At 72.7% G+C, this 23,566-nt stretch carries 25 protein-coding genes, 2 pseudogenes and 1 riboswitch; of the genes and pseudogenes, 14 read left to right on the forward strand and 13 right to left on the reverse strand.

Going from position 1 to position 23,566, the window contains the following annotated elements:
* A complete protein-coding gene (locus ACFVT1_RS31850; protein ID WP_389801639.1) occupies positions 1 to 885 on the reverse strand; it encodes an SDR family NAD(P)-dependent oxidoreductase in 885 nt (294 codons plus the stop codon).
* Positions 882 to 1,682, reverse strand: a complete 801-nt coding sequence (locus ACFVT1_RS31855; RefSeq protein ID WP_389801642.1) for an acetoacetate decarboxylase family protein — start codon at positions 1,680 to 1,682, stop codon at positions 882 to 884. The genes ACFVT1_RS31850 and ACFVT1_RS31855 overlap by 4 nt, the downstream gene beginning before the upstream one ends.
* A 204-nt stretch (positions 1,683 to 1,886) precedes the next feature.
* Between ACFVT1_RS31855 and ACFVT1_RS31860 the strand changes: the two genes are divergently transcribed.
* The 6 genes from ACFVT1_RS31860 to ACFVT1_RS31885 all read left to right on the forward strand — a co-directional run bounded on the left by ACFVT1_RS31860 (position 1,887) and on the right by ACFVT1_RS31885 (position 7,471).
* Complete coding sequence (locus ACFVT1_RS31860) at positions 1,887 to 2,561, forward strand: TetR/AcrR family transcriptional regulator (protein WP_389801644.1); 675 nt, start codon at positions 1,887 to 1,889, stop codon at positions 2,559 to 2,561.
* A 29-nt stretch (positions 2,562 to 2,590) separates the two neighbouring features.
* A complete protein-coding gene (locus ACFVT1_RS31865; protein ID WP_389801647.1) occupies positions 2,591 to 3,589 on the forward strand; it encodes a DEDDh family exonuclease in 999 nt (332 codons plus the stop codon).
* A 64-nt stretch (positions 3,590 to 3,653) separates the two neighbouring features.
* Positions 3,654 to 3,887, forward strand: a complete 234-nt coding sequence (locus tag ACFVT1_RS31870) for a hypothetical protein (RefSeq protein WP_362205935.1) — start codon at positions 3,654 to 3,656, stop codon at positions 3,885 to 3,887.
* Positions 3,888 to 3,958: 71 nt separating this feature from the next.
* Positions 3,959 to 4,795: an SURF1 family protein gene (locus ACFVT1_RS31875; protein WP_389801777.1), complete on the forward strand. Its 837-nt coding sequence runs from the start codon at positions 3,959 to 3,961 to the stop codon at positions 4,793 to 4,795.
* A gap of 115 nt (positions 4,796 to 4,910) precedes the next feature.
* Positions 4,911 to 6,710, forward strand: a complete 1,800-nt coding sequence (locus tag ACFVT1_RS31880) for a glycoside hydrolase family 15 protein (RefSeq protein WP_389801650.1) — start codon at positions 4,911 to 4,913, stop codon at positions 6,708 to 6,710.
* A gap of 5 nt (positions 6,711 to 6,715) precedes the next feature.
* Positions 6,716 to 7,471, forward strand: a complete 756-nt coding sequence (locus ACFVT1_RS31885) for an SDR family oxidoreductase (protein WP_389801652.1) — start codon at positions 6,716 to 6,718, stop codon at positions 7,469 to 7,471.
* A 62-nt stretch (positions 7,472 to 7,533) separates the two neighbouring features.
* Here the strand turns inward: ACFVT1_RS31885 and amaP are convergent, their stop codons facing one another.
* Genes amaP through ACFVT1_RS31910 form a run of 5 tightly spaced genes read right to left on the reverse strand, consistent with a single transcriptional unit; the run spans position 7,534 to position 9,873 of the window.
* A complete protein-coding gene (amaP, locus tag ACFVT1_RS31890; protein WP_389801655.1) occupies positions 7,534 to 8,121 on the reverse strand; it encodes an alkaline shock response membrane anchor protein AmaP in 588 nt (195 codons plus the stop codon).
* Positions 8,118 to 8,804 (reverse strand): DUF6286 domain-containing protein, encoded by a 687-nt coding sequence (locus ACFVT1_RS31895; protein WP_389801658.1) that lies wholly within the window; start codon positions 8,802 to 8,804, stop codon positions 8,118 to 8,120. The genes amaP and ACFVT1_RS31895 overlap by 4 nt, the downstream gene beginning before the upstream one ends.
* Positions 8,801 to 9,154, reverse strand: coding sequence for a hypothetical protein (locus tag ACFVT1_RS31900; RefSeq protein WP_389801661.1), 354 nt, complete (start codon positions 9,152 to 9,154; stop codon positions 8,801 to 8,803). The genes ACFVT1_RS31895 and ACFVT1_RS31900 overlap by 4 nt, the downstream gene beginning before the upstream one ends.
* Before the next feature lie 5 nt (positions 9,155 to 9,159).
* Entirely contained in the window at positions 9,160 to 9,351 is a 192-nt protein-coding gene (locus ACFVT1_RS31905) for a hypothetical protein (protein ID WP_362206137.1), read from the reverse strand.
* 48 nt (positions 9,352 to 9,399) lie between these two features.
* Positions 9,400 to 9,873 carry an Asp23/Gls24 family envelope stress response protein gene (locus tag ACFVT1_RS31910; RefSeq protein WP_362205953.1) on the reverse strand — a complete coding sequence of 158 codons (474 nt, stop codon included), beginning with the start codon at positions 9,871 to 9,873 and terminating at the stop codon, positions 9,400 to 9,402.
* A gap of 92 nt (positions 9,874 to 9,965) precedes the next feature.
* Between ACFVT1_RS31910 and ACFVT1_RS31915 the strand changes: the two genes are divergently transcribed.
* The gene (locus ACFVT1_RS31915) at positions 9,966 to 10,667 is read left to right on the forward strand and encodes a hypothetical protein (RefSeq protein ID WP_389801666.1); all 702 of its coding nucleotides are present in this window, start codon (positions 9,966 to 9,968) and stop codon (positions 10,665 to 10,667) included.
* Between the two features lie 155 nt (positions 10,668 to 10,822).
* Here the strand turns inward: ACFVT1_RS31915 and ACFVT1_RS31920 are convergent, their stop codons facing one another.
* The 3 genes from ACFVT1_RS31920 to abc-f form a co-directional block, all read right to left on the reverse strand.
* Complete coding sequence (locus ACFVT1_RS31920; protein WP_389801669.1) at positions 10,823 to 11,614, reverse strand: enoyl-CoA hydratase/isomerase family protein; 792 nt, start codon at positions 11,612 to 11,614, stop codon at positions 10,823 to 10,825.
* 153 nt (positions 11,615 to 11,767) lie between these two features.
* Positions 11,768 to 11,989, reverse strand: a complete 222-nt coding sequence (locus ACFVT1_RS31925; RefSeq protein ID WP_018518904.1) for a helix-turn-helix domain-containing protein — start codon at positions 11,987 to 11,989, stop codon at positions 11,768 to 11,770.
* Between the two features lie 341 nt (positions 11,990 to 12,330).
* Positions 12,331 to 13,929, reverse strand: a complete 1,599-nt coding sequence (gene abc-f / locus ACFVT1_RS31930; protein ID WP_389801671.1) for a ribosomal protection-like ABC-F family protein — start codon at positions 13,927 to 13,929, stop codon at positions 12,331 to 12,333.
* 274 nt (positions 13,930 to 14,203) lie between these two features.
* On the opposite strand from abc-f, the pseudogene ACFVT1_RS31935 reads away from it, so the two are divergent.
* The 3 genes and pseudogenes from ACFVT1_RS31935 to ACFVT1_RS31945 form a co-directional block, all read left to right on the forward strand.
* Positions 14,204 to 14,572: pseudogene (locus ACFVT1_RS31935) on the forward strand (hypothetical protein); the annotation flags it as partial.
* Positions 14,542 to 14,685 (forward strand): annotated as a pseudogene (locus ACFVT1_RS31940) (hypothetical protein); the annotation flags it as partial. The pseudogenes ACFVT1_RS31935 and ACFVT1_RS31940, both read left to right, overlap by 31 nt.
* 5 nt (positions 14,686 to 14,690) lie before the next feature.
* On the forward strand, positions 14,691 to 15,104 hold the full coding sequence (locus tag ACFVT1_RS31945; protein WP_389801674.1) for a VOC family protein: 414 nt from the start codon (positions 14,691 to 14,693) through the stop codon (positions 15,102 to 15,104).
* 195 nt (positions 15,105 to 15,299) lie between these two features.
* On the opposite strand, the gene ACFVT1_RS31950 is transcribed toward ACFVT1_RS31945, so the two are convergent.
* From ACFVT1_RS31950 to ACFVT1_RS31960, 3 genes are all read right to left on the reverse strand, one after another.
* Entirely contained in the window at positions 15,300 to 16,610 is a 1,311-nt protein-coding gene (locus ACFVT1_RS31950) for a hypothetical protein (protein WP_389801779.1), read from the reverse strand.
* A gap of 183 nt (positions 16,611 to 16,793) precedes the next feature.
* On the reverse strand, positions 16,794 to 17,921 hold the full coding sequence (locus ACFVT1_RS31955) for an alpha/beta hydrolase (protein WP_389801677.1): 1,128 nt from the start codon (positions 17,919 to 17,921) through the stop codon (positions 16,794 to 16,796).
* Positions 17,922 to 18,097: 176 nt separating this feature from the next.
* The gene (locus tag ACFVT1_RS31960) at positions 18,098 to 18,760 is read right to left on the reverse strand and encodes a class II aldolase/adducin family protein (protein WP_389801680.1); all 663 of its coding nucleotides are present in this window, start codon (positions 18,758 to 18,760) and stop codon (positions 18,098 to 18,100) included.
* A 293-nt stretch (positions 18,761 to 19,053) separates the two neighbouring features.
* Between ACFVT1_RS31960 and ACFVT1_RS31965 the strand changes: the two genes are divergently transcribed.
* The 4 genes from ACFVT1_RS31965 to ACFVT1_RS31980 all read left to right on the forward strand — a co-directional run bounded on the left by ACFVT1_RS31965 (position 19,054) and on the right by ACFVT1_RS31980 (position 23,563).
* Positions 19,054 to 20,319 (forward strand): anion permease, encoded by a 1,266-nt coding sequence (locus ACFVT1_RS31965; protein WP_389801682.1) that lies wholly within the window; start codon positions 19,054 to 19,056, stop codon positions 20,317 to 20,319.
* A gap of 40 nt (positions 20,320 to 20,359) precedes the next feature.
* Positions 20,360 to 20,590 carry a hypothetical protein gene (locus ACFVT1_RS31970; protein ID WP_389801685.1) on the forward strand — a complete coding sequence of 77 codons (231 nt, stop codon included), beginning with the start codon at positions 20,360 to 20,362 and terminating at the stop codon, positions 20,588 to 20,590.
* 170 nt (positions 20,591 to 20,760) lie between these two features.
* Positions 20,761 to 20,891: riboswitch (cobalamin riboswitch) on the forward strand.
* 144 nt (positions 20,892 to 21,035) lie between these two features.
* On the forward strand, positions 21,036 to 22,049 hold the full coding sequence (locus tag ACFVT1_RS31975) for a cobalamin biosynthesis protein (RefSeq protein WP_389801687.1): 1,014 nt from the start codon (positions 21,036 to 21,038) through the stop codon (positions 22,047 to 22,049).
* Complete coding sequence (locus tag ACFVT1_RS31980) at positions 22,046 to 23,563, forward strand: cobyric acid synthase (RefSeq protein WP_389801690.1); 1,518 nt, start codon at positions 22,046 to 22,048, stop codon at positions 23,561 to 23,563. Before ACFVT1_RS31975 ends, ACFVT1_RS31980 begins: the two co-directional genes overlap by 4 nt.
* Positions 23,564 to 23,566 lie beyond the last annotated feature (3 nt).

The raw sequence follows: 23,566 nt of genomic DNA on the forward strand, positions 1-23,566 counted from the left end.
TCAGTCGAGTATGAAGCTCTCCAGGTACGACGGTTCGGCCCGGTCGAGCATCGACTGCGACCTGGCGCGGATCTGCCGGTCGCTGTGCTCGCTCTCCGGCAGCATCCAGAAGCGGTCGGCGCGTATCCCGTCCACGACCGTCGCGGCGACGTCCTCCACGGGGGTGAACTCCACCTCGCGGCCCGCCGCCCGCATGGCGGACTCCCACTGGCCGAGGCTGCGGTACGGGGTCCTGCGCGGGCGCTCCTTGGCGTACCGCTCGGGCCGGTTGCGGTGCGACTCCCACAGCCCGGTGCGGAGCATGTGCGGGCCGGGGAAGAGGACGGAGGCGCCGACCGCCGCACCCTCCGCCTTCAGATGCGCGTACAGGGACTCGGTCATCGTGACGACGGCGGACTTGGTGACCGCGTACACGGAGGCGGTCGGCAGCGGGGCGATCCCGCCGTCGCCGGACGAGGTGTTGACGACATGGCCGGGTCCGCCGTCCGCGAGCATGCGCGGCACGAACGCCTGGATGCCGTGGAAGACACCCCACACGTTGACCGCGAACGCCCACTTCCAGTCGTTCGGCTCGTGCTCCCACATCCGGCCCTCGGCCCCGGAGCCGACACCGGCGTTGTTGCACAGCACGTGCACGGCGCCGAAGGTGTCGTACGCGGCTTCGGCGAGGGCCTGTACGGAGTCGCGTTCGCCGACGTCGACGACCCGGGCCAGCACCCGCGCACCGTCCTGGCGCAATCCGGCCGCAGCCGCGTCGAGCGCGCCCTCCTCCACGTCGGCGAGGACGACCTTCAGCCCCTCGGCCGCGAACCTGCGCGCCATCGCGAGGCCGATGCCGCTCGCGGCGCCGGTGACGACGGCCACCTGCCCCTCCTCCAGTCTCATCGGACGCTCCCCTCGGGCGGGCCGTCGTGGATCTGCTGCGGGTCGTCGTAGCGCTGGTGGATGTACGGCAGCAACGCCTCGGCGCTCACCCGCTCCACGGCCCTGCCCCGCTGGTCACTGGTCTTCTCGCCGATGGTGAGGTCGACCAGCCGGTGCACGGGGAGGTCGGCGACCGGGTCGTACACCGACTCGCGCAGCACCACGTCGCCCGCGATGCGTTCCAGCCGGCGGACCTTCTCGCGGCGGGTGCAGTGGATCAGGACGGGATCGGAGTCGAAGCCCTCACCGTCCACGGCGGGCAGGAACTTGAAGTAGAAGTCGAGCTTGTCGGCCGGTTCGGGCAGCGGGAGCGGCCCGTCGACGGCGCCCCGCACCTCGACGAAGGCGATGCCGTGCCGGGCGAGCGCGGCCCGGACGACGAGGCCGTCCCGTTCGACGGTCACCTCGCCGAGCTTCTTCGGTTCGCCGAACACCTCGCGGCCGCCGGTCAGCGCCCGTTCATGGGTCATCGGCATGACGAGCGGATACCAGCCCTCGTGCCCGCCGTGGACGGCGGCCACCGCGACGGAGCCTGCGCCGAGCGGGTAGCCGGGGAGCTGGACCGTGCTGATGTTGGCCCGGACCAGTGGGCGCCCGGCGGGTTCGAGGGGCGGCGGGAGGACGGCCGCCACCGCGTCGGGGTCGCTCTCCCAGAGGGCCACCACACCGGTGGACCAGATGTCGGGGAGTGTGGAGCGGGCCGCGCGGGCCGCCGCGATCTCGGCCTCGGTGCGCGCGCCGTACCGTACACGTGCCATGCCGTGCCACCCTTCTCGGTCGTCCGTGAATCGGTTCTCCGTGTCTGGGGTCTCCGTGCCCGGGTGCTCTCCGTGCCCAGGTGGTTCGGGCCGGGTTCCCCCGATGCCCGGGTCTCCGGGCCGGGTTCTGTAACACAGTTACACCGGCGCCGATGAAGGGTAAAGAGGCGTGCACGTAACGGAGTCCGGGAGTCGAGGAGCACTGTGGCCCGATCGTCGCTGACCCGTGAAGAGGTCCTGGACACCGCCGCGGCGCTGGTGAAGCGGCACGGTCCGCAGGCCCTCACCATGCGCGCCCTCGCCGCCGGACTGGGCACCGCGGTCACGTCGATCTACTGGCACGTCGGCAATCGCGAATCGCTCCTGGACGCCCTCGTCGAGCGCACCGTGCGGGAGATGGGCACCCTCCGCCCGGCCGGCCGGACCCCGGCGGCCCGCATCGTCTCCGTCGCCCGCGGCCTGCGCCGTGAACTGCGGGCCCGGCCGCATCTGATCGCGATGGTCCACGAACGGGGGCTCACCGAGCGGATGTTCCTCCCCGCGCAGCAGGCCCTCGTCCACGAGGTGCACGCCGCGGGGCTGCGCGGGGCGCGGGCGGCGGCGGCGGTGCGGGCGGTGCAGTTCCAGACCGTCGGCTTCCTGCTCGTCGAACGCAACCGTGAGCGGTCCCCCGTCCAGTCCCCCGGCGAGGGCGACCTGTGGACCGCGTCCACCGCGGACGACGACCCGGCGCTGGCCCGCGCGCTGGCCCGGCCCGCCGACCCGGACCGGCTGTTCGCGGACTCCGTGCGGGCCCTGGTGGAGGGGTTGCTGGCCGGTCCCGTACCACGGGCGTCCCGCCCCGGAACCCCCGCGCCGGGGCGGGAGACGGCCGAATAGGAGACTGTCGGTCGCGGCCCGTATTCTCTGTGACCATGCTCGACGACCGCCAGACCGCAGCACCGTGGCCGCCCGCCTACCCGCAGGGGTACGCGGTCGTCGACGTGGAGACCACCGGCCTCGCACGGGACGACCGGATAGTGTCCGCCGCCGTCTACCGCCTGGACGCACAGGGCAATGTCGAGGACCACTGGTACACCCTCGTCAATCCGCAGCGCGATCCCGGTCCTGTCTGGATCCACGGACTGACCAGCGAGGTCCTCGAAGACGCTCCGCTCTTCCCGGAGGTCGCCGCCCAGTTGTCCGAACGGCTCGCGGACCGCGTGCTCGTCGCGCACAACGCGGCCTTCGACTGGTCGATGCTGGCCCGGGAGTACGCGCGGGCCTCCTCCGCCGCCCCCGTCGAGCAGCGGCTGTGCACCATCGCCCTCTCCAAGGAGCTGCGGCTGCCGCTGCCCAACCACAAGCTGGAGTCGCTGGCCGCGCACTTCGGAGTGGTGCAGCAGCGCGCCCACCACGCGCTGGACGACGCCCGGGTCCTGGCGGAGGCGTTCCGGCCGAGTCTGCACGCGGCGGCGCGGGGCGGGGTGCGGCTGCCCTTGCTGGAGTGCCGGCCGCTGACCGAGTGGTCGGACTCCCCGGTCACCCCGCGGATCGGCCATCAGTCTTCGTACGGTCAGGGCAGCTGGCGTCCCTCGCGCAAGCGTCCGGCGTGCCCGTATCCGAACCCCGGGCGGTACGAGAAGGACAGACCCCTCATGCAGGGCATGCGGGTGGCGTTCTCCGGCGACACCTCCGTCGACCGCGAGCTGCTGGAGGACCGGGCCGTCGAGGCCGGGCTGCATGTGGCGACCAGCGTGTCCCGGCTGACGAGTCTGCTCGTCACCAACGATCCGGACGCGGCGACGTCGAAGACGGTGAAGGCGAAGTCGTTCGGGACCCCGATCCTGGACGAGGGCGCGTTCACCCATCTGCTGCGCGATGTGGCGCCGGCGGCGACACAGCGGGCCGCGCGGTCATCGGAGTGAACCGGGGGCGACTCGCCCGCCCGCCGCTCGCCCGCCACCGCCCCGGCGTCCCACCCTGTGGCGCATGGCACGTTGTGAGGTTTGCGGAAACGACTACGGCATGTCGTTCGAGGTGCACGCACAGGGCGCGGTGCACGTCTTCGACTGCTTCTCCTGCGCCATTCACCGTATGGCGCCCCTCTGCGAGCACTGCCGGGTCCAGATCATCGGCCAGGGCGTCGAGGTCGACGGCCACTGGTTCTGCGGCGGTCACTGCGCCCGCGCCGAGGGGAAGGTGGGCATCATCGACAAAGTCTGAGCACCGGCCGCCGCGCCCCCTTCCCCCACCCCTGCGCGATGCACCCCATGACGCAGTTGTACCGTCATGGGGTGTACCGCTTCCTGTTGACCCGGCAGTGGCTGATCCTCGCCCTCCTCGCCCTCGTACTGATTCCCACGATGGTCGAGCTGGGCTTCTGGCAGCTGCACCGGCATGAGCACAAGGTCGCGCAGAACTCCCTGATCTCCCGCAACCTCAAGGCGAGACCGGTTCCGGTCGCCTCGCTCACCTCCCCGGGTCACACCGTCCCGCGCTCCGACTACTGGCGCGCGGTGACGGCCACGGGAACGTACGACACGGCGCACGAGGTGGTCGTACGGCGCAGGACCTCCACCGACGGCCGGATCGGCGTCCATGTGCTGATCCCGCTCGACCTCAAGGGCGGCGGCACGGTCCTGGTCAACCGCGGCTGGGTGCCCTCCGCCGACAGCCAGCGCGCGTTCCCCGACGTACCGGCCGTGCCCAAGGGCGAAGTGACCGTGACCGGGCGGCTCAAGGCCGACGAGACGACGGGCACCAGCGGCATCAAGGACATCGCAGACCTGCCGGACCGCCAGGTGATGCTGATCAACAGCGCCCAGGAGGCCGAGCGGCTCTCCCGGCCGGTGCTCGGCGGCTACGTCGAGCAGACCGGGCCCGAGCCGTCCGGCGGCTCACCGGAACCGATCGCCGCCCCCGACGACGGCTCGATCGGTCCGCACATGGCGTACGCCGTGCAGTGGTGGCTGTTCGCCGCCGGGGTCCCGGTGGGCTTCGTGGTGCTCGCCCGCCGGGAGAAGCGCGACCGCCTGGAGGCCGCGGCAGCGGCCGCGGCCGCCGGGGAGCAGGAATCCTCCGGACCGGCGCAGCCGGAACAGCCGGAGAAGCCGGAGCCCGCGACGGCCTGACGCCGTCCGCGCCCGAGCGCCGTCGTACCGGAGCGGCCGGGGGTGCCGACGTGACGCCTGCTTCTCATGGGACCGGCCTGCTTAACGAGGCCCATGTTCGGGAACACGCCAGAACGTGACCCCACGCATCGAGGACTATGCCCTCATCGGCGATCTGCAGACAGCCGCCCTGGTCGGCAGGAACGGTTCTGTCGACTGGCTCTGCCTGCCCCGATTCGACTCGGGCGCCTGTTTCGCGGCCCTGCTCGGCGACGAGGACAACGGCCACTGGCGGATCGCCCCGAAGGGCGCCGACACCTGCACCCGGCGCGGCTACACGGGTGACTCCCTGGTCCTGGAGACGTACTGGGAGACCCGTACCGGCACGGTCAAGGTCATCGACTTCATGCCGCAGCGCGACCAGGAACCCGATGTCATGCGGATCGTCGAGGGCATCAGCGGCACGGTCGAGATGAGCTCCGTGATCCGGTTGCGCTTCGACTTCGGCTCGGTCGTGCCCTGGGTGCGCCGCTCGCAGGGGCACCGGGTGGCGGTCGCCGGGCCGGACTCGGCCTGGCTGCGGAGCGAGCCGCCGGTCAAGACCTGGGGGCAGCAGTTCTCCACCTGCTCGTCGTTCACCGTCTCCGCGGACGAACAGGTGGCGTTCGTCCTGACCTGGCACCCCTCGCACTCGCCCCGTCCCGAACTCGTCGACCCGTTCGAGGCGCTGGAGAACACCCTGGCCGACTGGTCCGAGTGGTCCGCGCGGTGCAAGTACCGGGGCCCGTACCGGGAGGCGGTGATCCGCTCGCTGATCACGCTGAAGGCACTCACCTTCGGCCCGACCGGCGGCATCGTGGCGGCTCCCACCACCTCACTGCCCGAGGAGATCGGCGGCGTACGGAACTGGGACTACCGCTTCTGCTGGCTGCGGGACTCCACGCTCACCCTCGGCGCCCTCATCTCGGCCGGCTATCTGGAGGAGGCCGCGGCCTGGCGGGACTGGCTGCTGCGGGCCGTCGCCGGGGACCCGGCCGACCTGCAGATCATGTACGGCCTGGCGGGCGAGCGCAGACTGCCCGAGTCGGAGCTGTCCTGGCTGCGCGGCTACGAGGACTCCGGCCCGGTCCGGATCGGCAACGCCGCGGTGCGCCAGCGCCAGCTCGATGTGTACGGCGAGGTCATCGACTCGTTGCGGCTCGCACGCGAGGCCGGCCTGGACGACAAGCCGCACGCCTGGAATCTGCAGCTCAGCCTGCTCGGCTTCCTGGAGTCCACCTGGCGCGAGCCGGACGAGGGGCTGTGGGAGATCCGCGGCCAGCGCCGCCACTTCGTGCACTCCAAGGTGATGGCCTGGGTCGCCGCCGACCGCGCCGTACGCACCCTGGAGAAGAACCCCGCGCTGGCCGGCGACGCCGACCGGTGGCGGGCGATGCGGGACGCGGTGCACCGGGAGGTGTGCGAGAAGGGGTTCGACCCGGTGCGGAACACCTTCACGCAGTCCTACGGCTCCCGGAACCTGGACGCCGCGACCCTGCTCATCCCCCGGACCGGATTCCTGCCGCCGGACGATCCCCGGGTGATCGGGACGGTCGACGCGGTCCGGGAGGAGCTGGGCAGCGGCTGCCTGGTCCGCCGCTACAGCACCGACGGCATCTCGATCGACGGGCTGCCCGGCAGCGAAGGGGCTTTCCTCGCCTGCTCCTTCTGGCTGGCCGACGCCCTGCATCTGACCGGGCGCACCGACCAGGCCCGCACCCTCTTCGAGCAGCTGCTGGCGCTGCGCAACGATGTGGGGCTGCTCGCCGAGGAGTACGACACCGTCGGGCGCCGGCAGGTCGGCAACTTCCCGCAGGCGTTCAGCCACATCGGACTGGTGGGCACCGCCATGGCCCTGGCCGGGGAGGACACACTGGAGCCCGGCGCGGCAGGATAGGGCCCATGGATCTTGGACTGAAGGACCGCGTGTACCTCGTCACCGGAGCGACCCGGGGGTTGGGCAACGCCACGGCTCGGGCGCTGGCCGAGGACGGGGCGAGGGTGATCATCACCGGGCGGGACGAGAAGCGCGTCGAGGCGGCCGCCGCCGGACTGGGGGCGAGCGCCCTCGGCCTCGCCGCCGACAATGCCGACCCCGCCTCGGCTCAGCGCCTCGTCGACCGTGCGCACGAGCGGTTCGGGCGGCTCGACGGCATTCTCATCAGCGTCGGCGGACCGGCGCCCGGCTTCCTCGCCGACAACACCGACGCGCAGTGGCAGTCGGCCTTCGAGTCGGTGTTCCTGGGTGCGGTACGCCTCGCCAGGGCCGCGGCGGCCGCGCTCGGCGAGGGCGGGGTCATCGGTTTCGTGCTCTCCGGCTCCGTGTACGAGCCGATCGCCGGGCTGACGATCTCCAACGGTCTGCGCCCCGGCCTGGCCGGTTTCGCCAAGTCCCTGGCCGACGAGCTCGGCCCCCGGGGCATCCGGGTGCTGGGCGTGCTGCCGGGTCGGATCGACACGGACCGGGTACGTGAGCTGGACGCGCTCTCGGGCGACGCGGAGGCATCCCGCACGGCCGGTGAGGCGCGTATTCCGCTGCGCCGGTACGGCACGCCGGAGGAGTTCGGCCGGACCGCGGCGTTCCTGCTCTCGCCCGCGGCCTCGTATCTGACGGGCCTCATGGTGCCGATCGACGGCGGCTCCCGGCACGGCTTCTGAACCGGTCCCACCGCGTGAAGCACCGCCGGACGGGCAGGCCCCCAAGCCCGCCCGACGGTCCGTCAACTCACCCTTTCCGCACGGTGCTTGACCGCCCTCAGCCGCACCTCCGCAGGCAGTTCGGCCAACCCCGCGGAGTCCCGCGCATGGGCCAGCACCTCGTCGGCGAGGCGGCCGAGTGCCTCGTCCGGCGCCGCGTGCGGCTCCGTCAGCAGGCGGATCCTCGCCTGCGGCGACCTGCGCCGACCGGTCAGCCTGACCTGGGCGCGGGCCACTCCGTCCAGGGTCCCCGCCTCCTGGGCGAGCACCCCCTCCAGGGCCCGGCCCCGCAGCAGCGCGCCCTCGCCGTCGCCGCTGTCCACCAGCACCTCGGCGAGGCGGGCACGGCGCAGTTGGGCCAGCAGCCACCACAGGGCGAGGACGACCACGACGGCCAGGACCGCGATCACCGCCGGCCACCACCATCCCTCGCCGCGCCAGCGGTCCCGTTCGGCCTCGCCGAGAAGGACGGCGCCCTTGCCGTGCCAGGGCCACCAGGACGGCACGGCGAGGCCGAGTCCGGCGGCGAGCGCCGCGCCGCCGGCACAGATCAGCACCAGCCCGGCGAGGCCGAGCAGCACCCGGTTGACGGTCCTGAGCAACGGACTCACCCCTTCTTCGCCGGACGGCGGACCCGCACGGACAGGCTCGGGGGCCTGGCCAGCCCCAGTTCCCCGACTGCGGTCCCGAGCACGGTGTCCAGATCGGCCCGTACGTCGTCGAGCTCGCGGAAGTGCGACACCGCGCGCACCCCGGCCCTGCCCCGGCCCATCCGGACCCGCACCGACTGCACACCGGACACCTCGACAGCCCGGTCGCGCAGTACCAGTGCTGCCGCGGTCCGGTCGAGACCGGCCCGTACACCGGGACGGTCGCGGCGCATCGGCAGCAGGGCGCGGAGCCCGGGGGTGACGGCGAGCACCAGCAGCCAGAGGCCGATCGCCAGCGCGGCCACCGCGCCGGCCAGTACCCAGATGTTGTCCAGCGGCCGGCCGGCGAGCTCGTCGGCCAGCGCGCGGCGCCACCGCATCGCCGGACGGCCGGCCCGTACCGCCGCCACGTCGTAGAGCAGCAGACCGGTGCCGCCGAGGACGACCAGCGCGAGCACCGCGGCGGGGATGCGGCGCGCGGACCAGAAACGCCCCGGCCGACCGCCGCCCTCCTGCTGCGCGGGCACCGGGTCGTACGCGGCGGACGAGGCGGACCGGCCGGGTTCGAGCCCGTCCCCCTGTTCGGCGGGCCGGGCGGCGGGCGGCCGCCCCGTACGGTGCTCCGGGTCGTGGGGCTCGGTCATCGGGTCCTCCCCTGTGCCGCGATACCCGCTCCCGTCGGGTACAGGCGTTCGACCTGCACGGCGACCTCGGGCACTTCCATCCCCGCCAACGCGCTCACCCGTTCGGCGACATGCCTGCGCACCCCGCCGCACTGGCGGCCGATGTCGGTGGGGTATCCGAGCTCCAGGCTCACCCGCACCCGGGCGGCGCCGCGGTGCACCCTCACCGTGGCGCGCGGCGAGGCACCTTCCTCCGGCGGCTCGTCGACCGCCTCCTTCGCCGCTTGTGCGGCGATCTTCGCGACCACCCGGTCGGCGATCCGGGTCTCCCCGCGCTCACCGGCCGCGACCCGGCCGCCCACCCCCGGCACCGCCGTCACCGCCGTCGGTCGCCGCGTTCGCGACCTCGGAAGAAGTCGCCGGGTTCCAGGTCACCTTCCAGGAGCCGGCCGACGACGAAACCGACCGCCCCCAACGCCGCCACCAGGAGAAAGGCCCCGAATCCGCCGAAGTACCCGGCGAATCCGAGCGCCATGCCGGCCACCATGCCGACCACCGCCATGCTCATCGTGCGCTCCTCGACTGCATCGGTTCGCAGGCCCACAGGTTCGGAGGCCTACTGAAGACGTGGTTCGGTCTGGTCCTCGTCGTCGGCCTCGTCGGGCAGCTTCACATCGCTCACCGCGATGTTGACCTCGACGACTTCCAGGCCGGTCATCCGCTCGACCGCCGCGATCACGTTCTCCCGCACGTCACGGGCGACATCGATGATCGATACGCCGTAGTCGACGACGATCTCCAGGTCGAGCGCGGTCTGCGACTCTCCCACTTCCGCCTTGACCCCACGCGTGACGGACTTGCCACCGCCGGGGACCCGGTCGCGCACCGCGCCGAACGTGCGTGACAAGCCGCTGCCCATCGCGTGGACACCGACCACGTCACGTGCCGCCATGCCCGCGATCTTCTCGACCACGCCGTCGGCGATGGTCGTGCGGCCACGGGTCGCGGGGTCTCCCCCGCCGCGCTTGACGAGCGGGCTCGATTCCTTGTCGGGGTTCTCGGGACGGTTCCGCTGGGGGGTGTCGGTCATCGCCACTCTTCCCTTCAGGGCATTTTGGACCTCTTTGCCCACATTAAGTGCGCTTGCCCCGTCTCGCGCCGCGGATGCGGCAGGCTGAGGGAATGACGACAGCGGACGGCCGGCACCGGGCCGACGGATGGACGGCGGCGGTTCGGCAGCGGATCGGCCTCGGTCGGCTGCTGCCACTGGGCGGTCCGGCGGACGGGGCCTGGATCTCGGAGCGGGCCGCGGTCGCGGTGCTGCGCGGCGCGGCGGGCGGACCGGGGCCGGGCCCGGTCCTCGGAAAGCTCAGGATCTCGGTGGCGGATCCGGACAGGAGCCCGGCCCCGGAGGTGGAGCCGCCGCCGAGCGCGCTGCCGCCGGGGCCGCTGCGGATGGAGGCGGCCATGTCGGCGATGTCCGGTCTGCCGCTGCCCGCCGCCGCGGCGGCACTGCGCTCGGCGCTGCTGACGGCGGCCGGGCAGCGGTTGGGGCTGGTGGTCGCCGAGGTGGATGTCCGGGTGACGGAACTGCTGGACACGCCACCCGTACGGCCGACCCCCGAACCGGCCGCGGTGCGCGAGGCGAGGCCGGAGGGGGTGGCGGGGGCCGCTGCCGCGGGTGTTCCCGGTGTCGTGACGCTGACCGGGGTGCTGGGCAACGCGGTGCACACGGGCCCGGGTCACGTACGGGTCGAACTGGCGACGGACGCGGGCCACCGGGCGCTCGACGTGGCACGTGCGGTGCGGGATGCGGTGGCGGCCTCGGTGGAGGGGCACCCCTCGGTCGCCGTACTGATCACCGCGGTGGTGGAGCGGACCTGACCACCGGACGCGGGGCCGACCACCGAGCGGACCTGGCCACCGGGCGCCGATCGACCGCCGGACGGCCCCGACCATCGGACGTTCGGGCCCGGGGCCGGGGACCGGGGACCGAGCCCCGCGGCCGTCCGGCGGTCGAGGGCTGAACCGGCTCCCGCTCAGTCGGTGATGCCCGCCAGGTCGCGCAGACGCCGCCCCTGCGCGGCGCGTTCGGCGATGCGCTGCTCCTCGTAACCACGGGAGACGGCACCGCTCAGCAGCGCCTTGGTCTCCACGACCGCGTCGCGCGGGGCGGCGAGCAGTGCGCCGGCCAGGTCACGGGCCGCGGCGTCCAGCTCACCGGCAGGGACCACAAGGTTGGCGAGGCCGGTGCGCTCGGCCTCCTCGGCGTACACGAAGCGGCCCGTGGCGCAGATTTCGAGCGCACGGGCGTACCCCACCAGATTCACCAGGGGGTGGGTGCCGGTGAGGTCGGGGACCAGACCGAGACTGGTCTCACGCATGGCGAACTGCACGTCCTCGGCGACGATGCGCAGATCGCAGGCGAGGGCGAGCTGGAAGCCGGCACCGATCGCGTGCCCCTGGACCGCCGCGACCGACACGATGTCGTTGCGGCGCCACCAGGTGAACGCCTCCTGGTACTCGGCGATGGTCGCGTCGAGTTCGGACTCCGGACCACGCGCCATGTCGAGGAAGGACGGCTCGCCGTCGAACCCCTCCGGGGTGAACGCCTGCCGGTCGAGCCCCGCGGAGAAGGACTTGCCCTCGCCACGGAGCACGACGACCCGCACGCTGCCGGGCAGTGCCCGTCCGGCCTCGGTCAACGCCCGCCACAGAGCGGGGGACTGAGCGTTGCGCTGGGCCGGATTGGTGAGGGTCACCGTGGCAACCGCGTCGTCGACGGTGAGCTGTACGCCGTCCTTGTCGAGCACAGAGTCGTACAAGGTCATGGGGCGCCTCCGGATCGGTTCAGTCAGCACAGAGAGCTAAGTGACTGAACAGTAACCACCCGGCCGACACCATGGTCGACCGGGTGGCCACCGCCGAAACCGGTGAGCCCCGGGACGGGTCCGGACGGACCTGCCCCGATCCGCCGACGGCCGTCAGGCCGTGGCGGCCTTCTTGCCTCGTGTTGCTCCGCCGCGTCCACGCAGCGTGACTCCGGACTCACTGAGCATCCGGTGGACGAATCCATAGGAGCGGCCGGTCTCTTCGGCCAACGCCCGGATGCTCGCACCGGAGTCGTACTTCTTCTTCAGGTCTGCCGCGAGCTTGTCGCGCGCGGCGCCGGTAACCCGGCTGCCCTTCTTCAGAGTCTCGGCCACCCGTGCCTCCTCATGGGAAGTGCGCTCTGGACTCTCATGATCACCCCTCGGGGGCTTCCTGGCCACCCATTCCGCAAGGTCCGTGCAACTGGATTCCCGCCCGGACAGCGGGCCGACCTGACCGGAATCCTGCATTCCGCGGGGCTGTGGGGGCGGCTGGGAAGAGCCGTGGGACGAACCGCCAGGTCAGGGCCACACGGGGATTGCGGCCCCCAAATGGGTGCGCCCGGCAGGTATCTGCCGGGCGCCGCGCCGAGGTACGAGACGTACTCACGCAGATGATGGATCACGCATGGGCCGAATGATCCATACGGGGTGGATCAGAGGTGACCGGGCGGCGATCAGGCCAGTGCCACCAGGTCCCGGTAGTCCGCGCCCCACAGGTCCTCGACACCGTCCGGCAGCAGGATGATGCGCTCCGGCTGGAGGGCCTCGACCGCCCCCTCGTCGTGCGTGACGAGGACGACGGCGCCCTTGTACGTGCGCAGCGCGCCGAGGATCTCCTCGCGGCTGGCCGGGTCGAGGTTGTTCGTCGGCTCGTCCAGGAGCAGCACGTTGGCGGAGGAGACCACGAGGGTCGCCAGCGCGAGACGGGTCTTCTCGCCGCCGGAGAGGACTCCGGCCGGCTTGTCGACGTCGTCGCCGGAGAAGAGGAACGAGCCGAGCGTCTTGCGTACGTCGACGAGATCGAGGTCGGGTGCCGCCGAGCGCATGTTCTCCAGGACGGAGCGGTCCGGGTCGAGGGTCTCGTGCTCCTGGGCGTAGTAGCCGAGCTTGAGTCCGTGCCCCTCGATGACCTCGCCGGTGTCGGGCTTCTCGGCGCCGCCGAGGAGCCTCAGCAGGGTGGTCTTGCCCGCGCCGTTGAGGCCGAGGATGACGACCCTGGAGCCCTTGTCGATGGCGAGGTCCACATCGGTGAAGATCTCGAGCGAGCCGTACGACTTGGACAGCCCCTCCGCCATCAGGGGGGTCTTGCCGCACGGCGCGGGCTCGGGGAAGCGCAGCTTGGCCACCTTGTCGGAGACCCGGACCGCCTCCAGACCGGAGAGCAGCCGCTCGGCCCGCTTGGCCATGTTCTGCGCGGCGACGGTCTTGGTGGCCTTGGCGCGCATCTTGTCGGCCTGCGAGTTGAGGGCCGCGGCCTTCTTCTCGGCGTTCTGGCGCTCGCGCTTGCGGCGCTTCTCGTCGGCCTCGCGCTGCTGCTGGTAGAGCTTCCAGCCCATGTTGTAGATGTCGATCTGCGACCGGTTGGCATCAAGGTAGAAGACCTTGTTGACGACCGTCTCGACGAGCTCGGCGTCGTGGGAGATCACGACGAAGCCGCCGCGGTAGGTCTTGAGGTAGTCGCGCAGCCAGACGATCGAGTCGGCGTCGAGGTGGTTCGTCGGCTCGTCGAGCAGCAGGATGTCGGCGTCCGAGAACAGGATGCGGGCCAGCTCGACACGGCGGCGCTGACCGCCGGAGAGCGTGTGGAGCGGCTGTCCGAGCACCCGGTCGGGCAGGCTGAGCGCGGCGGCGATGGTGGCGGCCTCGGCCTCGGCGGCGTATCCACCCTTGGTGAGGAACTCCGTCTCCAGGCGCTCGTACTTCTTCATCGCCTTCTCGCGGGTGGCGCCCTTGCCGTTCGCCATCCGCTCCTCGTTCTCCCGCATCTTGCGCAGGATCTCGTCGAGGCCGCGGGCGGAGAGGATGCGGTCGCGGGCGAGTACGTCGAGGTCGCCGGTGCGCGGGTCCTGCGGCAGGTAGCCGACCTCGCCGGAACGGGTGATGGTGCCGCCGACCGGGTTGCCCACACCGGCGAGGCACTTGGTGAGGGTGGTCTTGCCCGCTCCGTTGCGGCCGACGAGGCCGATGCGGTCGCCCTTGGCGATACGGAAGGAGGCGGATTCGATGAGGATCCGGGCGCCGGCGCGCAGCTCGATGGCGGAAGCGGTGATCAAGGTAAATCTCCAGGGCGGGTGGACGGCGGACGGACGACTACGGACTCACGACTCGACGCCGTTTACTCACTCACGGGGAGAATTGCCATACGGCTCATTCTACTGGCGGTGTGCAACTGCTTTTCCGCATGCGCTCACGCCCCTTGCGGACAACCGGCTCGGCGCCACCGCTCCTCTCCACCGCGCGACCGAAAACGGGGCACTTCCATGTGAACTACCTCATACTCGGCGAAGGCAGTGAGGCCGCCGCGGCCGGAGCGGAGGGTGGTGCCGCATGCAGTCCGACGACGGCGCCGAGCTGGACACGCCCGAGGTCCGGGACGTGCGCGACAGCCGCATCCCCAGCGGCAGGGCCACCGGGGGCGGCGGCATCGCCGGGCTCATCGCCCCCGCCCCGGGGCTGCTCTTCGGCGTCGGCCCTGATCGGCTCGGCCTGTCGTCCGGCGACCAGGGCGCGGGGGCCACCGCGTCCTCGGCCGCGCCGGTGCGGCAGTCCTGCCGCACCGGGCAGGACGCAGACACCCGGGACGACCGCCGGACCGCAGCGGTGGTCAACAGCGCGCAGGGCCACCGGGGCTCTGGGCGCACGGCTCGGCCGCGCAGCACCAGGACTGGTTCACCACGGGCTTCCGCAGCGGCAGCACGGCCGACTGCAGCACCTTCCGCCGAGCCGGGCCGTTGTCGGCGGCCGATGGAAGACTGAGACGCAGATCACAGAGATGGCAGAAACGGGTCACGGAGGACGAGAAGGGGTGAGCGTCATGGCAGGCGCACCGGCCGGTGTTCCGACGATCTATCCGACGATTCTGTACGACGACGCGAAGGCCGCGATCAGGACGCTGACCGAGGGGCTCGGCTTCAAGGAGGAGGCGGTGTACGAGGGCGAGAACGGCCAGGTCCTCCATGCGGAACTGTCCTGCGGCAACGGCAGGGTGATGCTCGGCTCCAAGGGACGCGAGGGCGTCTTCGCCAAGGCGATGCAGGGGGCGGGACCCGCCGGTGTCTACGTCGTGGTGGACGAGGTCGATGCGCACTACGCCTGTGCCGTGGAGCACGGGGTGGAGATCCTGATGCCGCCCACGGACCAGGACTACGGCTCGCGCGACTACACGGCGCGGGACGGGGAGGGCAATGTGTGGAGCTTCGGGACGTACGCACCGGGGTCGGCGGACTGACGGCCGAAGCGGACCGACGGCCGAACGAGGCCGGCGTACGGCCGGAAGCACGGGCCGCGGCGGACGAACGGGCCGGCGACCCGCCGGAGACACGGACCGCCGGAGACACGGGCCGGTGGGCGAGCCGGCTGACGGACGCGCGGCCGGACGGGCTCCGGGGTCGGAGCCCGTAGCCCGTCCGGCACGCCGTACGCGCTACGCGCCGCCCGTGTGCACCTGGAACGCGGCCCGGCGCACCGCTTTGGCCAGCGCGGGGTCCGGGTGCGCGGCGGCCAGGGCCACCAGGACCTGCACGGTGCGCGGGTGACCGACGGCCCGCACCTCGTCCAGCAGGGCCGGGACCGTGCCCTGGACGGCCGAGTCGAGATGGCGGACCAGCAGCCCGGTCTCGCCGTGGTCGGCGACGGCCGCCGCGGTGTCGACCCAGAGCCAGGTGGCCTCCTCGCGGCTGAGCACGTCCTGGGCGTCCTCGGGGTCGGCTCCGTCGTACTCCGCCAGCCAGAGCAGCGCGTAGGGGCGCAGCGAGGGGTCGCCGACGACGGAACGCACCTCGGGTTCGGCCGGTGCGCCGACGACCCGGAGTGCCTCGAAGGCGAGCCCGCGCAGCAGCGCGTCCTCGCCGCGGGCCACGGCGAGGAGTTCGGCGACGGCGCTGCCGACGGGGCGGGCGGCGAGCCAGGCGCGGTATTCGTCGCGGGCCGGGCCGGGGGTGAGCCGGGCGCAGCCGAGCAGCATGTCGGCGGCGGACTGCTCGATGTTCCCGGCGGGGCTCTGGGCGGCGACGCAGATCTGTTCCAGCTTGACCCAGACCGCCCAGTTGCCGAGCGGGGTGAGGGTGGCGTGTCCGGCGCCGAGGGTGAGCGCGCCGACGGCGGCCAGTCCCTCCAGGGCCCAGTCGAGAAGAAGGGCGACCAGGGCGGCGGGGTGCGCGGCGGGGGCGGATTCGGCCGGTGCGGGCAGCGGCTGCGGTCCGTACGGCACCTCGCAGCGCTCCTCGTGGAGTTCCGCGACGCGCTGGCCGAGCAGGTCCAGGAGGGCGGGCACGGTGACCGGGCCGGCCGAGAGCTGGAGGAGGGAGAGCACCTGGGGCACGGCCTCGACGGCCTCGGCGACCGCGGTGGACTCGATGCCCTCGGGCGCGGGGTGGACCAGCGACCACGCGTCGAAGAGCGCCACCCAGCCGCGGAGCACTGCGGAGTCGTCGCGGTCCCAGGCGCGCAGCCGCCAGCCGGGGCGTGCGGTGCCGCCGTGCAGTTCGACGAGACCGGCGAGGCGGGCCCGGTCCCAGCCGGAGCGCACCTGCGCCGGGGACAACTCCAGGGCCGTCGCGGCCCGTTCGAGAGCCTGGACGGCCGGTGGCGGTGCGCCGGGGACCGCGCCGTCGGCTGCCCAGTGGGCGATTCGTACGGCGTCGGCGAGGACCGCCCTGGCCTGGCGGGCCAGTTCGGCCCGGGGCGGGGTGCCCTCCGGGGGGCGGGGGGCCGGCCTGGTCCGCCGGGCGGTCACGGCCTTGCGAGCGGTGGCGATGGGTCGCGGGCGGACAAGTCGCAGCCTGGAGTCGCGCGGGGTACGGGACGTCACGGGGAGCAGTCTTGCCCCTGACGGCCCGAAAGCCCAAACGGAACCCGAATTCGCGGGGGAGGGCGCCGGAGGGGGTCCGGCACCAATCGGCCGAACCCTCGCATCAGGTCACATCAGGGGCGTGAGGAACCGGCGCAGGGCCTCTTCGTAGTGGACCGGATCGGCATTCCACATCGCCGCATGCGGAGCCTGCGGGACGGCGCGCAGGGCGACCAGGTCCGGGCGGCGGGCGGCCAGCTCGCGGGACGGCTGCCAGGGGGCCAGGGTGTCGTCCGGGCCGTGGAAGATCAGGGTCGGGACGCGGAGCTCCGCCGCGAGGGAGCCGTCCAGGAGCCGGGCGCCGCGCAGCCCGGTCTGCCCCTGGGCGGCACGGACGGCGAGCGGCAGCAGCGCGGTCGGCACCCCGCGGGCGACGGCCAGGGCGCGCAGCGTGGCGACCCAGTCCAGGACCGGGGAATCGAGGACGAGACCGCGGATCCGGTCGCGCAGCGCGGAGTTGACGGCCGCGTGCAGCGCCATGGAGGCGCCGGTGGACCAGCCGTGCAGGACGACCTTCTCGGCCCCGTACCGCACGGCGAAGCGGATGGCCGCGTCCAGGTCGCGCCATTCGGATTCGCCGAGATGGGCGAGGCCGTCCGGGGAGCGCGGGGCTCCGGCGTCGCCCCGGTAGGCCAGGTCGAGCACGGGCAGGCGCAGGTCGTGCAGGAACCCCATGACGTTCAGGGGGTGCTCCCTGGTGGTGCCGAGGCCGTGCACGGTGATGACCCAGGTGGCGCGGGCGCCGGGCAGGAACCAGGCGGGCAGCGCGCCGAGTTCGCCGGGGATCTCGACTTCCCTGTGGGCGAGGCCGAGGGCCGTGGAGGGGTCGCCGCTGTACAGCTGCGGGGTGACGCAGACCTTGGCGCCGGGTTCCAGGCTGCCGCGGCTGACCCGCTCCAGCCGGCGGACGACGGTGTCGGGGGCGTGAGGGGCGTGTTCGATCACCGGGCCGACGACGGCGTGGATGTCGTCGCCCACGAGCCCGTACCTGCCGGGCCGCAGGGCGGCGAAGGAGCGGGTCAGGGTGACCTGCCCGGCGGCCGTGGCGTGCACGGTGAGCCTGCGGTCGGCGGGGAGCGGCCGTCCGGACGGCGCCCTGAGGGCGGCGTCGCTGGCGTACCGGCCGGCCGCGACAGCTGCCGCACCGACGCCGAGGATCGTGGTGACGGCTGCTGCCGTGACTGTTGCCGGGCGCACCGCTTCAGTGTCGTGGGGTGTGCCGCACCCTGCCAGCGGACGGGGGCCGTCCGGTGTCCCGGCGGGGACCGGGCGGCCGGGTCTGCGGCCCGGTTGTCCTTGTCCTTTCGGGGCGGCGGGGCAGCGGGGCCCCGGGGGCGGGGGCCGGGGGGCCGGACGCCCGGTCAGCCGCCGGGTCAGCCGCCGGGTTGTCCGTATCCCTTCAGGGCTTCCCGGACTTCACGCAGTTGGGCCGGGGAGAGCAGGCTCGGGGTGTGTCCGGGGACGGAGCTCGCGGTGAGCCAGAGCCGGCAGAGCCATTCCAGCTGGGCGGTCCGGTCGTACGCCTCGTCCAGGGTGGCTCCGTAGGTGACGGTTCCGTGGTTCTGGAGCAGGCAGCCCGTCCGGCCGCGCAGGGCGGTGAGCATGTTCTCGGCCAGTTCCACGGTCCCGTAGCGCGCGTAGGCCGCGACCCGGACGGAGCCCCCGAGCACGGCGACGGCGTAGTGGACCGGGGGGACCTCGGGGACCAGGGTGGAGACGGCCGTGGCATGCACCGCGTGGGTGTGTACGACGGCCGCCGCGTCGCTGTTCCGGTAGACCGCGAGATGGAGCGGGAGTTCGCTGGTCGGCGCCAGTTCACCGAGGACGCGGTTGCCGTCCAGATCGACGCCGACCGCGTCCTCGGGGCCGAGCCGGTCGTACGGCACTCCGCTCGGGGTGACCAGGACCGTCCCGCCGACCCGGGCCGACACGTTTCCCGAGGTTCCGACGACGAGGCCGTCCGCCGCCGTCCTGCGGGCGGTGGCTACGACACCCTCCCAGGCCCGTTCGATCGCGTCCCGCTGCTGATCGCTCATGCGGAGATCCTGTCAGCCCGGAGGCCGGACGGACATGCCGTCGACCGGAGAGACCGCCGACCGGAGAGACCGCCGTCACGGATCGGAGAAATTAACAAAAGGGTGACAAGTGGCCGAAACATACCTCGCCCGGCGCTGCACCCGGCCCGCACGGCCCCGGAGAACGACCGGAGGACGGGCAGAGCGGCACGACGACGTACGGAGACACCACAACGCCCTGCTCAGTTCATCTTCCGTTCACCCAGGTTGCCTACGGTCCACATGCCACTGACGTCGAACGATTGCCTGGGTAAATGGAACACATCACGCTGCTCCTCGCGATTGTGATCGTGACAGCTCTAGTGTTCGATTTCACGAACGGTTTCCACGACACCGCCAACGCGATGGCGACCACCATCTCGACCGGCGCACTCAAACCGAAGACCGCGGTGGCCATGTCCGCCGTTCTCAACCTCGTCGGCGCGTTCCTGTCCGTGGAGGTCGCCAAGACGATCTCCGGCGGGATCATCAACGAGAACGGGCTGCGGACGGAAGTCATCTTCGCGGCACTCGTCGGCGCCATCCTGTGGAATCTGCTGACCTGGCTGGTCGGACTGCCGTCCAGCTCCTCGCACGCCCTGTTCGGCGGCCTGATCGGCGCTGCGGTGATGTCGGCGGGCTGGTCGTCGGTCAACGGCGGCACCGTCGTCACCAAGGTGCTGCTCCCCGCGGTCGCCGCCCCGATCGTCGCCGGTCTGGCCGCGCTGCTGGCCACCCGGCTGACGTACCGGATCGGCGGGAAGATCCGCGACGGCGCCCAGGAGAAGGCCACCGCGAAGGGCTACCGCGCCGGTCAGATCGCCTCGGCCGGACTGGTCTCCCTCGCCCACGGCACCAACGACGCGCAGAAGACCATGGGCATCATCACCCTCGCGCTGGTCACCGGCGGCGTCCTGCACCCCGGCTCCAACCCGCCGGTCTGGGTCATCGTCTGCGCCGGTACGGCCATCGCGCTCGGCACCTACCTGGGCGGCTGGCGCATCATCCGCACCATGGGCAGCGGCCTCACCGATCTCAAGCCGCCGCAGGGCTTCGCCGCGCAGACCAGTGCGGCCACGGTCATCCTGGCCTCCTCGCACCTCGGCTTCTCCCTCTCCACCACGCAGTCCTGCTCCGGCGCCGTGATGGGCGCGGGCCTCGGCCGCCAGGGCGGCGTGGTCCGCTGGTCCACCGCCACCCGGATGTTCGTCGCCTGGGGGCTGACCCTGCCGGCCGCGGGCCTGGTCGGCGCGGGCGCGGAGTTCCTCACCCGGCAGGGCACCTGGGGTGTCGTCGTCGTCGCGGTGCTGCTGGTCGCGGGCTCCGGGGCGATCTGGCTGGTGTCGCGGCGCAAGCCGGTCGGCCACGGCGATGTCGCGCCGGCGGACGTCCCTGCCGAGCCCGCGGGCGTCGTCACCACGGCCATCGCCGCCGTCAGCCCGCCGCCCACCGCGGCCCAGGCGACGGCCCAGGACCTCAAGACCACCATTCCGGCCCCGGCCGGCACCGCCCCGGACCCGGCGCGACCCGCCACTGTCTAGGCCGGCCCTCCAGGCCCGGCCGTCCGTCTAAGGAATCAGCATGAAAATCGACTGGGCAGCCCTCGGCTCCGTCTTCGGTGTCTCCCTCGTCGTCACCGTCGCGCTGGTGGGCCTCTTCACCCTGGGAATCGTCGGCCTCTCGAAGCAGCCCGAACCGGCGGCGCAGGGCGGCTCCGGCGGCTCACTGCTGCTGGCCCGCGCCGGCGCGTACGTCTGCTTCACGCTGTGCGCGGCGGCGGTCGCGTACGGGATCTATCTGATCGTCGCCTGAGCGGTCCTCCGCTCACCCCCGTCGGGCCGGACACCTCTCGTGTGTCCGGCCCGCAGTGGTGTGCTCCGGCCCGGTGTGGGCCTCAGCACACTGCGCCGCCGCAGGTCAACGGCAAGTTGACGGGCGTTTGCACAGCGTGGTGGACTGCCGGAGCCAATTACGGCGACAGCAGAGGAAGCCGGTGCGAATCCGGCGCGGTCCCGCCACTGTCACCGGGGAGCAGTCCCCCACACCGGAAGTCACGGCACGCGCGAGCGGGCTGGAAGGCCGGGGAACTGCGGATCCGGGAGCCAGGAGACTCTCGTCGCCGGTCACGTCGAACCAGGGCGCGGACCCTGAGTGAGGACATATCGCCATGCCTGGCTGCCGTGCGTCCGATGCCGTGGCGCTCTCGACGAGAGCCGCCTGTACGAAGCTCCTCCGAGGCGTGACGGCCGGTTGAGCCGTGCGTGCCGACCGCATCTTCGCGTACGGCGCCACAGTCGGCCTGATCGGCGATCTGCTGCTCGGTGACCCCCGCAGGGGGCATCCCGTCGCCGCCTTCGGACGGGCCGCGGCGGGCGTCGAGCGCCGGCTGTGGCGCGACCACCGCGGGTGGGGCGCGCTGCACACCCTTGTCTGCGCCGGAGGCGCCGCGGGTGGTGCCGCGCTGATCACCCGTGCCGTACGCAGCCGCCCCGCCGCCTCCGTCGCGCTGACCGCCGCAGCCACCTGGTCCGTCGTCGGCGGTACGTCCCTGGGGCGTGAGGCCCGGACCATCGGCGCCGCCCTGGCCGCCGGTGACATCGAGCGTGCCCGCGAGCGGCTGCCGCATCTGTGCGGGCGGGACCCGTACTCCCTCGACGGACCGCAGATCGCCCGTGCCGTGGTGGAGTCCGTGGCCGAGAACACCTCGGACGCCGTGGTCGGCGCCCTGGTGTGGGGTGCGCTGGCCGGGGTGCCCGGCCTCGTCGGCTTCCGGGCCGCCAACACCCTCGACGCCATGGTCGGCCACAGGTCGCCCCGCCACCGCCGCTACGGCTGGGCCTCGGCCCGGCTCGACGACCTCGCGGGCTGGCCGGGTGCCCGGCTCACGGCCCTGCTCGCCGTGGCCGCGGGCGGGCGGCCACGGGCAGCGGTACGGGCCTGGCGGGCCGACGCGGCCGAGCACCCGAGCCCCAACGCGGGCCCGGTGGAAGCCTCGTTCGCGGGTGCGCTCGGCGTACGGCTCGGCGGGACGCTCGCGTACGGCGGCCGGGTCGAGCACCGTCCGGTCCTCAACGGGGAGACGGGCCGGGCCGTGGAGACCGAGGACATCGAACGCGCGGTACGGCTGTCGCGCCGGGTGGGCGCACTGGCCCTCGGCGTGTGCGTGGCGGGACGGCTGGGCGCGGGCCTCGCCGCACGGCGGATCGCGGGGCGCGGGACCGCCGGAACCCGTGTGCCGGGAACGCGCATCACAGGACGGAGACGGACATGAGCGGCGGACTGCTGGTCGCCGGAACCACCTCGGACGCGGGCAAGAGCGTCGTCACCGCGGGCATCTGCCGCTGGCTCGTGCGCCGGGGCGTGAAGGTGGCGCCCTTCAAGGCGCAGAACATGTCGCTGAACTCGTTCGTCACCCGCGAGGGTGCCGAGATCGGCCGTGCCCAGGCCATGCAGGCGCAGGCCGCCCGGGTGGAGCCGACCGCGCTGATGAACCCGGTCCTGCTCAAGCCCGGCGGCGACCGCTCCAGCCAGGTCGTCCTGATGGGCAGGCCGGTGGGCGAGATGAGCGCCCGCGGCTACCACGGGGGCCGGCAGGAAGCGCTGCTCTCCACGGTCGTGGACTGCCTGGAACAGCTTCGGGGCACGTATGACGCGGTGATCTGCGAGGGGGCGGGCAGTCCGGCCGAGATCAATCTGCGGCGCACGGACATCGTGAACATGGGTATCGCCCGGGCGGCGCGCTTCCCCGTGGTGGTCGTCGGCGACATCGACCGCGGCGGCGTCTTCGCCTCGTTCTTCGGTACGACGGCACTGCTCGACGCCGAGGACCAGTCGCTGATCGCGGGGTACCTCGTCAACAAGTTCCGGGGCGACGTGTCGCTGCTGGAGCCGGGCCTGGAAATGCTGCGCGGGATCACCGGGCGGCAGACGTACGGGGTGCTGCCCTTCGCCCACGGCCTCGGCATCGACGAGGAGGACGGGCTGCGGGTCTCGCTGCGCGGAGCCGTACGCGAATCGGTCGTCGCGCCGCCGTACGGCGACGAGGTGCTGCGGGTCGCGGTGTGCGCCGTGCCCCTGATGTCGAACTTCACCGATGTGGACGCGCTGGCCGCCGAACCGGGCGTCGTCGTCCGGTTCGTGGACCGCGCCGAGGAGCTGGCCGACGCGGACCTCGTCATCGTGCCCGGCACCCGCGGCACCGTGAAGGCGCTGTCCTGGCTGCGCGAGCGCGGCCTCGCCGACGCCCTGGTGCGGCGCGCCGCCGAGGACCGGCCGGTCCTCGGGATCTGCGGCGGCTTCCAGATCCTCGGCGAACACATCGAGGACGAGGTCGAGTCGGGAGCCGGGCACGTCGACGGCCTCGGCCTGCTGCCCGTACGCGTCCGCTTCGACCGCGAGAAGACCCTCGCCCGCCCCGTCGGCGAGGCGCTCGGCGCCCCTGTCGAGGGGTACGAGATCCACCACGGCGTCGCCGACGTACGCGGCGGGGAGGCGTTCCTCGACGGATGCCGGGCCGGTGCCGTGTGGGGCACCCACTGGCACGGCTCGCTGGAGAGCGACGCGTTCCGCCGCCGCTTCCTGACCGAGATCGCACGGACCGCCGGCCGGCGCTTCGTCCCCGCCCCCGACACCTGCTTCGCCGCGCTGCGCGAGGAACAGCTCGACCGCCTCGGCGACCTCATCGAAGAACACGCGGACACCGACGCGCTGCTGCGGCTCATCGAGTCGGGCGCGCCGGCAGAACTTCCCTTCATCGCCCCCGGAGCACCTGGAGCACGCGCATGAACG

This window comes from Streptomyces sp. NPDC057963 (genome assembly GCF_042887155.1).
Taxonomy (GTDB): domain Bacteria; phylum Actinomycetota; class Actinomycetes; order Streptomycetales; family Streptomycetaceae; genus Streptomyces.